This is a genomic window from Weissella koreensis KCTC 3621 (genome assembly GCF_000277645.1).
This window is the reverse complement of record NZ_AKGG01000014.1, coordinates 223994-236957: the sequence shown is the minus strand read 5'-3', so window position 1 is coordinate 236957 and position 12964 is coordinate 223994. Positions and strand designations below refer to the sequence as shown.

Here is a 12964-nt window from a genome sequence, read left to right as displayed (position 1 = left end):
TGATTACAAATAATATACTAAAAATATATATAATTAAATTAATATATAAAAAATCATTAATGAAAAAGTGAGGAAATGATAAATATATATAGAAAAAAATAATTAAACATCTAGAATCATTTTAGAATAAGATTATGAAATTAAAGTATATATTAATATAGTTAATGTGAAGAGCTATTCAATGATTATAAATTTATGTATCTAAAGGAATATAGAATGAAATGAATAAGTTAAATAGGTTAAAAAAAATTGAAGAAAAAAATAATGTAGTTAAAGAAACTGAATCGTTTGATTTAGTTGGTAAATCACTAGAAGATCAAAATAAGGTTATTGACGAGACAACTCGGGTAGCTGAATTTTTGAATGATACTCCAGATATATTAGAAGATATTGATCGGGAATTCATGAAGAGGACGGGAATAACCAATAAGACAGATTTGATGGTATTATTCTTAGCTACTGGATTGCAGGTGGTCAGACAAGAAATCTTTGCTGCTAAAATTAATAAATATACTAAAAGTTCTAGATTGAGTGATAAAGAGGCTGCTGAGAATTCTCATGGAGGAGTAAAAGATAAAATTAATAGAGATTTAAGAAGGAAAGGATACTATCATACGACGGTTGCAGAGATTGATAGTAATCCAGTTCCATTTGATACTCAAAATAATTCTAAAATGTTTGGTGAAAATTTGGGTGGAGGAAAAGGGCATAGGTTTTCTACTTTAGGGCATGATCCAATATTAGGCTGGATTTTTGGAACAGCCAATATAGCAACCAGAACTGTAACTACAACAACTTTAATGTCATATCATGTTCAATATGGCATTATTCCTGGTGGAAAAAATAATAATGATTTTTTTGCACATCATGCTGATACTCTAAAGGTTTTGCAGATAGGATTATTAGATTCTATAAAAAGCCCAGAAAATTTCGAAATTTTAATTCATTCATTAATTCAAGAGGGCAGGCACTTGAATAGTGATGTTAGATCTAAGCAAGGACTAGGAATACCTTTTGTAGCTTTACAAGATCCAAAAATAGCGGGTTGATACTGTTGTAGAATTAAATGGAGCCTATTCTGATTCAGCTTGGAGTTATGCAGTTGGTAATGTTAGTCCAGAGGTTCAAAAATTGATGGATGTGACCTTTAAGGCCATGTATTTGGGAATTGACCAAGCTCAAGTTGGGAATCGCTTGGGTGATATTGGGGCAGTCATGAATCATTATATCGAGGACGAAAATGGCTACGGAAATGTTATTGATTATGCTGGGCATGGAATTGGACCAACTATGCATGAAGAACCAACAGTGCTACATGATGGGGTCGCTGGTCGAGGATTAAGATTACAACCGGGAATGACGATTACCATTGAGCCGATGGTTAATTTGGGAAGTTGGGAAGTCGAAACATCTGCAGAAGATGGTTGGACCGTTCGCACAATTGATGGTTCATGGTCTGCTCAATATGAACACGTGGTTGCTATTACTGAAGATGGTCCTAAAATTTTAACTTCACAGGATCCAGACTTTGATGCTAAATATCTTTTGAAGTAAAGAAAGCTAAATTAAAAATAAACAAAATAAGTCCCCATTTTAATAATGGAGGCTTTTTATTATTTTAAAATGATGAATATTTTAATTTAGTGGAACTTGTGTCTATCTTTTATTAATCTTTTTGGTCAAAAAGATAATTTTAGCCCATAATATTAATTATAAGAATAATAATTTAATAGATGAGGTATAGAAATGAAATTTATAATTGCTCCTGATTCATTTAAAGGTAGTTTGACAGCGCAAGATGCTGCTAGGGCGATTCAACGTGGACTAGGGAAAGTTTTTCCGGATGCTGATTATACATTAGTTCCCATGGCCGATGGTGGTGAAGGAACGGTACAAACGCTTGTTGACGCTACTGATGGTCAATTGATTGAAGCAACCGTTTTGAACTCATTGGAAGTTCCGGTTAAGGCGACGTATGGAATTCTTGGTGACGGAAAAACAGCTGTGATTGAAATGGCCGCTGCTTCAGGTTTACAGTGGGTCAATACGGAAACTATGAATCCCTTGATTACGACCACATATGGAACTGGTCAATTGATAAAGGATGCTTTGGATCATGATGTGCGTCGTTTTATCATTGGATTAGGTGGCTCAGCAACAAATGATGGTGGCGTGGGGATGGCTGAAGCATTAGGAGTACGCTTTTTAGACCATCAAAATCAACCCTTAGCTCGAGGGGGAGCTGATTTAATCAATTTACAGTCTATTGATATGATTAACTTAGATCCTCGTTTAGCGGGTTCAGAAATCTTACTTGCTGCAGATGTTACTAATCCTTTAATTGGGGACAATGGTGCTTCTGCGGTCTTTGGTCCACAAAAAGGCGCCACACCAGCGATGGTTGCTCAATTGGATGAAGCGTTGAAAAACTATGCTCATATTTTAGAAATGCAACTTCAAATTAAGATAGCTAATGTGGCAGGGGCTGGAGCTGCTGGGGGATTAGGAGCTGGCTTCTTGGCCTTTACCCCAGCTCAAATTCGCTCCGGAATTGATTTAGTAATTGATGCCGTGGATTTGGCGAATAAGGCTCAAGGTGCCGACTATGCTTTTGTGGGTGAAGGATCAATTGATTTCCAGACACAGTTTGGTAAAGCACCAATGGGCGCCACAAAGGTGGTGAAAAAAGTAGCACCTGAGGCCAAAGTCATTGGTTTAGCTGGTTTTGTTGGTCAGGGGAGTGAGGCGTTGTATGATTTGGGAATGGATGCCATTTTCAGTATTGTACCGGGGGCTGTTCCGCTTGAATCAGCTTTAGCAGAGAGTGTTAAAAATTTGGAGCGAACGGCTGAAAATATCGCTCGTTTGATTAAATAAAGATTAATGAAACGGAATTGCTTAGCTAGGATTTCGTTTTTTATTTTGTGGCAAAGGTTCAAGTATAATATTTCGTAAGTGAAATTTTCTCAACAGCGGTAAGCTACTTTTACATTGAAGGCTTTTGATAACGATTAACAGCTTTTGATAAAGCAAAATAAAAAACATCTGCCAGATTGAATTAACCAGTAGATGCTTTGTTTTAAATTTATTTATGATTTTAATGGAATTGCATCCCACCATCGACAATAATAGTTTGACCAGTGATGTAATCTGAATCCGGTCCAGATAAGAATGAAACAACATTTGCTACATCTGAAGGCTCTGATAAGCGCTTCAATGCGATATCTTTAGCGAATTGCTGCATTCCCCACTCATCATCTTTACCTGCATTTTGGCCAACTTCGTGAGCAATGTCAAACATCATAGGCGTTTTAACAATTCCAGGAGCGTAGGCGTTGACAGTAATGTGTTCCTCTGCCAAATCACGAGCAGTTACTTGAGTAATACCTCGAACCGCAAACTTAGTTCCAGAATAAAGGGCCAATTCAGGATTACCAACAACTCCAGCTTGTGAAGTAGCATTGATAATCTTTCCACCATGGCCTAGTTCTTTAAAAGCCTGATGTGCGGCTTGAGTTCCCCAGAGGACGCCACCAACGTTGACGCCATAAACTTGCTTGAATTGTTCCTCAGTAATCGTATCAATTGGAGTAGTAGGTCCTAAACCGGCGTTATTTACCAAAACATTTAAATCACCAAATTTTTCAACCGTATCCTTGATTGCTCTAAACATGTCATCACGTTTAGAAACATCGGCTTGAAGCGCAATGGCGTTTTCCCCAAGCTCGTTTGCCGCTGTTTGAGCTGCATCAATTTTATAATCAACCAAGGCGACTTTAAAGTCATCTTGATAGAGACGTTTTGCAATAGCAAGTCCAATTCCTTGGGCCGCACCAGTAACAATCGCAACTTTTGACATAAAAATACACTCCTTTACTATATGAAAGATCCGTAACTTATGAACACCTATAATTTTACGCTTGTTTTGATAAATATACCAATAATTAGTCACATAACATAAATGGTAAGTAGTTATAACGGATTTAGATATATTGTTATACTTTTCACTTTGTTATAAAATACTCAGAGTATAATTTATGATTAAAGGTAAAATATTATGTTAGATCATGACTCATTAGAAAAGAGGATAGGTGCATGACACAGTTAACAGAAATTTTAGGAATTAAATATCCACTAATTCAAGGATCAATGGCTCGAATTTCTACACATGAATTAGTGATTGCCGTTGCCAATGCTGGTGGCCTGGGCGTTTTAACTTCAGTGGGGATGAATCCTGAAGGTTTACGGTCTGAAATCCGCCAGATTAAGGCTGAAACCGATCAACCTTTTGCGGTGAATTTGATGTTAATGATGGACAATATTGCTGATTTAGTTAAGGTCATTATTGAAGAAAAAGTTCCAATTGTCATGACCGGGGCTGGGACTCCAAAACGTTATATGCCAGAATTATTGGCCGCAGGTATCAAAGTGATCCCTGTCATTCCATCAGTTAAAGTAGCACAAAAGATGGAAGCGCTTGGTGCGGTGGCAGTTGTAGCTGAAGGTATGGAATCTGGTGGGCACATTGGATCTACTACCACTATGGCTTTGGTCCCTCAAGTAGCTTCAGCGGTAAAAATTCCAGTGATTGCAGCAGGTGGAATTGGGGACGGCCGTGGGGTAGCTGCTGCATTTGCTCTTGGTGCACAGGGAGTGCAAGTTGGAACACTTTTCTTAACGGCGGATGAAACACCGATTTCGGAGGCTTTCAAGTTGGCAATCATTAACGCCAATGATACATCAACGACAGTGACGGGCCAACGAGCGGGGGCTCCCGTTCGATCGTTAAAAAATCCGATGATTGAAAAATATATAGCTCTAGAGGCAGATGGAGCCACGTGGGATGAATTAGAAAAATTAGTTTTACATTCTTTATCTAAAGCGGCTTTTGATGGTGATATGGAAAATGGTTCGATTATGGCTGGTGAAATTGCGGGGTTAATTAAAACACGCCGGCCAGTGAAACAAATTATTGAAGATTTGTTTCAAGAGGCCCATCGAGTTATCCAAAATTTAGAAAGGAACTAGATCATTTTGTTTAGTTTTTTAATGAAAGCAAGCTTTAAAATTATGCTAAAATATAGACTAGATTAGGGGTAATAAATCAATGAATAAAATATTAAAAGCACAATTTTTTGTAGATGATCTTTCAGAAGATCAGAAAAACGTTATTACAAATATTAATGATTATATTAAGCAAGGATTGGATCAGAATTTACATTCAGTCGCTGTAATTCAAGGTGCTGCAGGAACTGGAAAGTCTGTAGTCTTGATGGAACTTGTTCGTCAGTATATGACGGATCAGCGTTATAAGACTGCTTTAGTAGTTAATCATCCGGAATTGTATAAAGCTTATCAGGATTTGGGTGAATCAATTCCAAATATGAATGTCAAATCAATTCGGCGGCCAACCGCATTGATTAATGATGCCCAAAAAAATCATAAAAAATATGACATCATTTTTGTGGATGAAGCACATCTACTATATTCAAAATCAGAACCATATGCTCATTATCGAGGTGAGAACCAATTAACTGATTTAATGAATTTAGCGAAGGTTGTCGTTGTTGTGTACGATTTTGCTCAAGTTTTCCAATCAAAAATGTATTGGGATCAAGAACTATTATTTAAAACGATTGGTAACCATCCATATAAGATGTTTGATATGAATTTTCAATACAGAATGGTAGCGAGTGATAAACAAGTTGCCTGGATGGATGATTTAACGGCTCAAAAGCCACTAACATCATTTCCTAATAATAGTGATTTTGAATTTAAAATGTTCAACACCGCTGGTGGACTATTTGAAGAAATCAAAAGTAAGAATAAAGAAGTTGGGATGAGTCGAGTAGTTGCAACTTCAGGCTTTCCACGTATTGATGGACGACACAATGTTGAGATGGATACCTTTAGTTTGCCTTGGGACGAGTGGGATCCTCAACGAACACATTGGGCCAAACGCGAAGGTTCAATCACACAAGTAGGGACTATTTATACCTTACAAGGCTTTGATTTGAATTATGTTGGTATGATTATTGGACCTTCCTTTGGTTATGATCCTGAGACTGATTCAATGACGATTATCCCAGAGAAATATTCACATAAGGAAATCTTTAAGAAGCGCAAAGATCGCCAATTTAGTAAGGAAGAGTATCAAGACTTTATTGCAAATGTCTTGAACGTTTTGATGAAACGTGGGAAATATGGCCTTTATTTGACGGCTTATGATGATGATCTACGCGCTCGCTTGATGGAGCTTAATCAAGGCGAAAGTTAATTTTAGAATAGCTTTGATGGTCATCTAAAAATAATTATGGTTGATGCTAACATCGAATAGTTAAGAGCTCTTAAATTAGGAGCTCTTTTTTGTTAGATTAAATCAATCGGATCAATAAAAAAAGACTAGGATGTTTCCTAGCCTTTAAAATTGCAATGAGATACCTAGATTCAATTTTGAGAATTATTATTAGTTATTTTCAGTGAGACCTAATAATTTTTGACAATCTTCACACAGACCAATAAATTCCAAACTGGTTTGCTCAATTAAAAAATTGCTAGCTTCATGAGCTAGATTGGGGAAACTATGCAGATCAATATTAGAACCGTCAACAATTTTACCGCAATTTCGACATAAAACATGGTAGTGAGGGTGACCAAAATAATCATAATGCTTTCTACCATCTTGATTATTATCAATTACATAAACTAATTTGCTACTGATTAATATCTCTAAAGTGTTATAAACAGTGGTTAAATTCATTTTTAAGCTTTTAGCAATTATATCTGCGCTGGGATGAATTCGATGATGAATGAGGTAATCCAAAATATTCAGACGTTGGGTTGTTTTTTTTATTCCTTGGTTTTGTAAAACTGTTAAGGCGTACTCTAATTCACTCATGAGTAAAACCGTTCCTCCTTGGATTAAACGAACGCTACTTCAGACAGATTACATCTAAGCAGGTCGGGGATTTTTACACTTATTAATAATAAGCTAATTATACCATGCTCAAACGAGCGAGGGTGGTGATTACGCTTGTATAGTTTCGTTAAGCTATAAATATTTTATTTCTATAATTAAATCTAAACAATTGATAGTTGCAAATTACTTTGACACAAATAGTAGTGCGTGATATAGTAATTTATATAGTGAGGTAATGTTAAATGGAGAATGAGTTATCAAAAGATTTAATTCGTGGTCATACTGATGCGATCGTTTTAAATCGTTTACAACAAGGTGATTCTTATGGTTATCGGATAGCCCACGATATTGCCGAACTAACTAATCAAGAATATGTATTAAATGAAGCAACTCTCTATTCGGTTTTTCGTCGATTAGGTAAGGCTGGGCTGGTTGATAGCTATTATGGAAATGAGACTCAGGGCGCCCGACGAAAGTACTATACTTTAACGGATGCTGGCAAAGATCGATTAAAAGCTGAGAAAACGGCGTGGGCGTTTGCTAAAAAAACGATTGATGAATTAATGGGGGAAAGCCTATGAATCAAGAATTAGAACAAAAGATTAATGGGATTTTTGCTGATTATGAAATGATTTTACCTTTACAAGAATTTAAACAAGAAGTCTTGGCTGATGCTAATGAAGCTTTAAGAGATTACCGGATTGCTCACCCACAAATTGCAGAAGATAAAGCAATTGAACATGTGATGCAGGATTTGGGTGACTTGACGCCAATCATTGAAATGATTAATGGTGAACAAAATAAAAATCTCCCTAGTGTTTTAAAAACTGGTAATGAATATGAAGAAATTAATGTCAATGTATTCGCAGGGCAGGTTTTTATTGTCGCAGGGCAAGGGTCTACTCCTAAGGTAGAACAAGTTTTTAATCATGAACATCCTGAGTTAGCCGTAAAAATTGATGATCGTCTAAAGAGTTATAATATAACTACACCTCGTTTATCAGGGTGGGGACTGTTTAGTATTTTTAAGGAAACAACGCGTAGTCGCTTTAGGAATGTAATCAAAATTGAATTACCCATGGCTTATCAAGGTGACCTAAATTTGAAACTCAATGCTGGTGAAGTTTTTATCACTGATCTAGCCTTAGAACAACATTTAAATTTGACGGTTTCAGCCGGCGTGTTACATGTGAATCGTGTACATAGTCAAGATGTACGGCTGGATCTGCGTGCAGGAAAAGCTAATTTAAAAGATGTCACTGTTAATAAGATTTTGCAAGGATCAGTGTCGGCTGGTGAATTAACTTTGCGTCAGGTTTATGCCGATTTCAAAATGAATATTGCTGCAGGAAATGTCAATGGTGTTGATGTTAGTGGTAGTGGAGACTTTGATGTGAATGCTGGGAACCTATCCTTAGAATGGGATCAAGTTTTAAATGATCTTGATTTTGGAACTGCTTTGGGAAATATTAATGTTCGCTTTAAGCCGGAAACCAGTTATCATCTGAATGGGCATACCACAATGGGGTCTATTCGAATTTTACGAGATCATCAAGTTCAAATGGGCTCAGATAATTTAAAAGCCCAAGTTGGTGAAAAACCAACCTTTAATGTGATTGCCCAAACCTCGTTTGGCAATATTGTCATCAAATAAAAAGGAGTATGGAGTATGAAACAAAGAATTTATCGTTCAAATCAAGACCGAGTTTTAGCTGGAATATTGGGGGGCGTAGCTGAGTACTTTGGCTGGAACCCTCAAATTTTACGAATTATCTACTTGCTGTTGATAATTTTCACGGGATTCTTCCCGTTTGGGATTTTATACTTATTGCTTTTGTTAGTAATTCCTCAATCCCCCTATCAAAATTAATTTGATATGTACGAATGTATAAAATAAATAAAGAGGTCAAGAATATGTCTTGGCCTCTTTTTGTTTTTTAATTAATAAGCTTTCTTCATTACAAACTAAAATTAGCTTAACGCCGACGAATCTTTGTTTGATAATTATTTTTAAATTGAGGGTTGAAGGCAGGATTGAATGATCTTTGATGATAGTTTAATTTGAATTTTTGTGGCAAGCTCAAAGGAAGAATTGTTTGTTGATAACGGTCTAAAAAGGCAGTCAATAAAACCAAGAGCGCTTGATCGGATGTTTGGTGGATATCCATTTGTAGTTGCTTTTTATTATTTAAATATCCATGTAATAAGAGTTTTTTACCATGGAAAATAAAATATTCTCGTTTTTTAGGATGAGCTAAAACAATCCAATTAATTCGTTGAATATATATAATTTCATGCATTGGTAATGCTAAACCAAATGAACCAATTTTTTTCTGACCAGCCTGAATTTTAAAGCGTGGGATTATTCCGGTAGACGCTTGTTTAATCTCCGCTAGAAACATGTTTTTATTATCATTAATTTGAAGTTGATAATAATATTTATGAAGTTGTCCGCGTAAAAAATAAAATATTTGATCAGTTTGATCAGTGACCCAACTAGAACCATATTGTTGAGTAGCTTGAGTTTGATGTAAAATTAGATGAATCATATGTGCCCCCCTTGGAGATAGAAAGCGAGATTAAAATGTCAAATTTAGATGCCCTACAAAGAACCGATTGGTGGGAACCTTTAAATAAAAAACTAGATCTTAAATATTGGGCGGATTTGGATGCCTTTATTGAAGAGGTTTATAAAAATGAGACCGTTTATCCAGCCTGCGATCAAATTTTTAATGCTTTTACCCTGACTTCCTTAGCCAATACTAAAGTGATCCTTATCGGTCAAGACCCTTATCCAAATGCAGGTCAAGCTATGGGACTTAGTTTTTCGGTTCCCGCTGAGCAAGGCTTACCGAAATCATTGATTAATATTTATAAAGAATTAACAAATGATTTATCACAACCAGCCCCGAAGAATGGTGATTTAACGGCTTGGGCTAAGCAAGGGGTTCTGCTTTTAAATACGATTTTAACAGTTCCTGCTGGAAAACGAAATGGGCATGCAAATTTAATTTGGGAACGGTTAACTAATGCAGTGATTAATGTAATTAATGAAAGAAATCAGCCGTTAGTGTATTTATTGTGGGGTAAGCAGGCCGCTCAAAAAGTAGATTTCATTAATAATTCGAACCATTTAATTTTAATGGCACCGCATCCAAGCCCATTATCCGCTTATCGGGGCTTCTTTGGTAGCCGACCATTTTCACAAATCAATCGATATTTGATTGATCATCAGACGCAACCTATTGATTGGAGCCAACAAACTATACATTAAAAACTTGGTGCAAAGTTTCACTTGTCAAAACACTTCATTATTTGCGATAATAGGAATGTAAACGCGCTCATCACAATTTATAGATAATGTTAAATAAAAAGGAGTCAATCATGGAACTTTTTGAACAATTAGCTGATAAGGTACGAGATCAACATCAAACTTTAGTTTTCCCTGAGGGAGAGGATGTTCGCATTCAAGGTGCTGCTGTTCGACTTTTGGCTGATCATTTGGTTCAACCAATTTTATTGGGAAATCGCAAAGAAATTGAAACAGTTGCGCAAGCTGAGAATTTTGATTTAACAGGGATTGAGATTATTGATCCTGCTGAATATCCAGAAGCTGAGCACGAAGCAATGGTAAATGCTTTAGTTGAACGTCGAAATGGTAAAACTGATGCAGATACTGCAACAAAATGGTTGAAGGACGTTAATTATTTTGGAACGATGTTGGTCTATTTGCATAAGGCCGACGGAATGGTTTCAGGAGCCGCACATCCAACAGGTGATACGGTTCGACCAGCATTGCAAATCATTAAAACTATGCCTGGTTCAAAGCGTATTTCTGGCTCATTTGTAATGCAAAAGGGTGACGAACGTTACATTTTCGCTGATGCAGCCATCAATATTGACTTAGATGCGCAAACTATGGCCGAGATTGCAATTCAATCTGCTCGAACAGCTCAAGTCTTTGGGATTGACCCTAAGGTAGCTATGTTATCATTTTCAACAAAGGGTTCAGCTGCAGCACCACAAGTTAATAAAGTGGTAGAAGCTACTGAAATTGCACATTCAATGGATCCCGATTTAGCTTTAGATGGAGAATTACAATTTGATGCAGCCTTCGTTGAGAGCGTGGCTGCTTCGAAAGCACCTGATTCAAAGGTAGCTGGGCATGCTAATGTCTTTGTATTCCCTGATTTACAATCAGGAAATATTGGTTACAAAATTGCTCAACGCTTGGGTGGCTTTGAAGCTGTAGGACCGATCTTACAAGGCTTGGCTGCTCCTGTTTCTGATCTCTCACGAGGAGCTAATGAAGAAGATGTTTATAAGACGGCTATTATTACAGCCGCACAAGCTGTTGAAAATCGTTAGGCTTTAGTTGAACAAAAGATAAACTATTAGAACGATTTGATTCAAGCGTCTATAAAGACTGGGATTTTTTATTCCAGCCTTTTTTAATACCAATGCAGAGATTTGGTTGCATCAAGTTTTTGGCTGGGAGCAGACCAATATCTTTAAAAATGATATAATTACCATTATGAAAAGAATTGTAAAAACGGTTGAAGAGACCCAAGCATTGGCTGGAGAACTAGCTAAAAAAATTAAAGCAGGAACCATTATTTTATTGAAAGGTGATTTAGGAGCGGGTAAAACAACTTTTACCCAAGGATTTGCGCGTGCTCTCGGAATCAAGCGCCCTTTAAAAAGCCCGACTTTTACCTTAGTACGTGAATATGAGACTGTTGAATTTCCACTCTATCATTTTGACGTTTATCGGTTAGGTGAAGAGGGTGGGGCGGATGAATTAGGATTGGAAGAATATTTCCGCCCAGACAGTGTCGTTTTGATTGAATGGGCAGAATACATTCAAGACCTTTTGCCCGAGGACGTAATTCAAGTTGAACTAAAAAGGTTGACTGATGATGAAAGCGGAGATCTACGAAACGTTGAGATTAGTAGTCCTAATTCACGATTAGCAGCCATGATTCAAGACATGGAAGATTAAAATGGAATTATATATTCGTGGGGCACAACCAGAGGATGCTCAAGCAATTATTGATTTATTATTGAAATTACAAGAAGAGTCAACCACTTTTGAGGTGATTGAACATTTAGATACTGTTAGTCCTGATCAATTGGCAAATAGTTTGTCGGAAATTCAAGTTTCCACGGATGCATTAATGTTGGTAGTTGTTGATGAACAAGATCATTTATATGGTATTTTAACAGCCTTACCAAATCAAGAATTAACTACTGAAATCGGAGTTGCAATTTTAAATCAAGTTCAAGGTTTAGGCCTTGGAAAAGCATTAATGGAAACAGTCTTAGACTGGTTCTTTAATTTTAGTTCTAGTCAACAACTTTTCTTGTCTGTTCAGGTGCAAAATTCACGGGCGCGTCATCTCTATGAGAAAATGAATTTTAAATACATCGAAGATTCTAATCAAAAGATTGTGAATGCGCATGGTGAATTAGTAGAAACTATTGATATGATTTTAGAAGGAAAATAATTATGAATTTTATTGCCATGGATTTTGAAACGGCAAATGCCAAAAGATATAGTGCCGTGTCAATTGCGGTGGTGGTAGTCCGTGATGATCAAGTTGTGGATGAGTTTTATTCTTTACTAAAACCACCGACTGATTTTAGTCAGCAAAACATTAACATCCATGGGATTCATCCACAAGATGTAGAAGATGCGCCTCAATTCCCGTTAGTGTGGCAGAAAATACAACAATTTTATACTGGTGAACAATTAGTAGTTGCCCATAACGCGGCGTTTGATAACAGTGTTTTAAAAGCAACTTTGGAATATTATCACTTACCTACACCACATTATTTGTCACTTGATACGGTTAAAACGTCACGTCGGTTGTACCCACAACTAACTAATCATAAATTAAACACTGTGGCCGAAGCATTGGAAATTCCATTGCATCACCATCACCACGCCTTAGACGATACTTTGGCGGCAGCACAAATCTTATTGAAACAATCTCAAGAATTTGGGGTTGATCCACTTAAGAGTTTAGTAAAAGTAATTTAGGA

At 36.6% G+C, this 12964-nt stretch carries 15 protein-coding genes and 1 pseudogene; 13 read left to right on the top strand and 3 right to left on the bottom strand.

Features of this window, described 5'->3' with window-relative positions; all coding sequences use genetic code 11:
* Window positions 1–221 precede the first annotated feature (221 nt).
* The 3 genes and pseudogenes from JC2156_RS06590 (at window position 222) to JC2156_RS06580 (ending at window position 2877) form a co-directional block, all read left to right on the top strand.
* Window positions 222–1049 carry a hypothetical protein gene (locus JC2156_RS06590; RefSeq protein WP_006845850.1) on the top strand — a complete coding sequence of 276 codons (828 nt, stop codon included), beginning with the start codon at window positions 222–224 and terminating at the stop codon, window positions 1047–1049.
* A pseudogene (locus JC2156_RS06585) lies at window positions 1042–1554 on the top strand (type I methionyl aminopeptidase); the annotation flags it as partial. The gene JC2156_RS06590 and the pseudogene JC2156_RS06585, both read left to right, overlap by 8 nt.
* A 192-nt stretch (window positions 1555–1746) precedes the next feature.
* Window positions 1747–2877 (top strand): glycerate kinase family protein, encoded by a 1131-nt coding sequence (locus JC2156_RS06580; RefSeq protein ID WP_006845848.1) that lies wholly within the window; start codon window positions 1747–1749, stop codon window positions 2875–2877.
* A 220-nt stretch (window positions 2878–3097) separates the two neighbouring features.
* Here JC2156_RS06580 and JC2156_RS06575 read toward each other — a convergent pair whose 3' ends face one another.
* On the bottom strand, window positions 3098–3859 hold the full coding sequence (locus JC2156_RS06575) for a (S)-acetoin forming diacetyl reductase (protein WP_006845847.1): 762 nt from the start codon (window positions 3857–3859) through the stop codon (window positions 3098–3100).
* Window positions 3860–4095: 236 nt separating this feature from the next.
* Between JC2156_RS06575 and JC2156_RS06570 the strand changes: the two genes are divergently transcribed.
* Window positions 4096–5028, top strand: coding sequence for a DUF561 domain-containing protein (locus tag JC2156_RS06570; RefSeq protein WP_006845846.1), 933 nt, complete (start codon window positions 4096–4098; stop codon window positions 5026–5028).
* Between the two features lie 79 nt (window positions 5029–5107).
* Complete coding sequence (locus JC2156_RS06565) at window positions 5108–6277, top strand: DUF2075 domain-containing protein (protein WP_006845845.1); 1170 nt, start codon at window positions 5108–5110, stop codon at window positions 6275–6277.
* Between the two features lie 189 nt (window positions 6278–6466).
* Here JC2156_RS06565 and JC2156_RS06560 read toward each other — a convergent pair whose 3' ends face one another.
* On the bottom strand, window positions 6467–6898 hold the full coding sequence (locus tag JC2156_RS06560; RefSeq protein ID WP_006845844.1) for a Fur family transcriptional regulator: 432 nt from the start codon (window positions 6896–6898) through the stop codon (window positions 6467–6469).
* A 263-nt stretch (window positions 6899–7161) separates the two neighbouring features.
* Here JC2156_RS06560 and JC2156_RS06555 point away from each other — a divergent pair, with 263 nt between their 5' ends.
* From JC2156_RS06555 to JC2156_RS06545, 3 genes are read left to right on the top strand one after another with little or no spacing between them, the layout of a single operon-like run.
* Window positions 7162–7500, top strand: a complete 339-nt coding sequence (locus JC2156_RS06555; protein WP_006845843.1) for a PadR family transcriptional regulator — start codon at window positions 7162–7164, stop codon at window positions 7498–7500.
* A complete protein-coding gene (locus JC2156_RS06550; RefSeq protein WP_006845842.1) occupies window positions 7497–8573 on the top strand; it encodes a DUF4097 family beta strand repeat-containing protein in 1077 nt (358 codons plus the stop codon). The genes JC2156_RS06555 and JC2156_RS06550 overlap by 4 nt, the downstream gene beginning before the upstream one ends.
* A gap of 15 nt (window positions 8574–8588) precedes the next feature.
* Window positions 8589–8789, top strand: coding sequence for a PspC domain-containing protein (locus JC2156_RS06545; protein ID WP_006845841.1), 201 nt, complete (start codon window positions 8589–8591; stop codon window positions 8787–8789).
* Between the two features lie 106 nt (window positions 8790–8895).
* On the opposite strand, the gene JC2156_RS06540 is transcribed toward JC2156_RS06545, so the two are convergent.
* Window positions 8896–9468, bottom strand: coding sequence for an LURP-one-related/scramblase family protein (locus JC2156_RS06540; RefSeq protein WP_006845840.1), 573 nt, complete (start codon window positions 9466–9468; stop codon window positions 8896–8898).
* A 35-nt stretch (window positions 9469–9503) separates the two neighbouring features.
* On the opposite strand from JC2156_RS06540, the gene JC2156_RS06535 reads away from it, so the two are divergent.
* From JC2156_RS06535 to JC2156_RS06515, 5 genes are all read left to right on the top strand, one after another.
* The gene (locus tag JC2156_RS06535; protein WP_006845839.1) at window positions 9504–10193 is read left to right on the top strand and encodes a uracil-DNA glycosylase; all 690 of its coding nucleotides are present in this window, start codon (window positions 9504–9506) and stop codon (window positions 10191–10193) included.
* 110 nt (window positions 10194–10303) lie between these two features.
* A complete protein-coding gene (pta, locus tag JC2156_RS06530; protein WP_006845838.1) occupies window positions 10304–11287 on the top strand; it encodes a phosphate acetyltransferase in 984 nt (327 codons plus the stop codon).
* A 166-nt stretch (window positions 11288–11453) separates the two neighbouring features.
* The gene (gene tsaE / locus JC2156_RS06525; RefSeq protein WP_013989277.1) at window positions 11454–11921 is read left to right on the top strand and encodes a tRNA (adenosine(37)-N6)-threonylcarbamoyltransferase complex ATPase subunit type 1 TsaE; all 468 of its coding nucleotides are present in this window, start codon (window positions 11454–11456) and stop codon (window positions 11919–11921) included.
* Between the two features lies 1 nt (window position 11922).
* On the top strand, window positions 11923–12426 hold the full coding sequence (locus JC2156_RS06520; RefSeq protein ID WP_006845836.1) for a GNAT family N-acetyltransferase: 504 nt from the start codon (window positions 11923–11925) through the stop codon (window positions 12424–12426).
* Window positions 12427–12428: 2 nt separating this feature from the next.
* Window positions 12429–12962: a 3'-5' exonuclease gene (locus JC2156_RS06515; RefSeq protein WP_006845835.1), complete on the top strand. Its 534-nt coding sequence runs from the start codon at window positions 12429–12431 to the stop codon at window positions 12960–12962.
* Window positions 12963–12964: the final 2 nt, after the last annotated feature.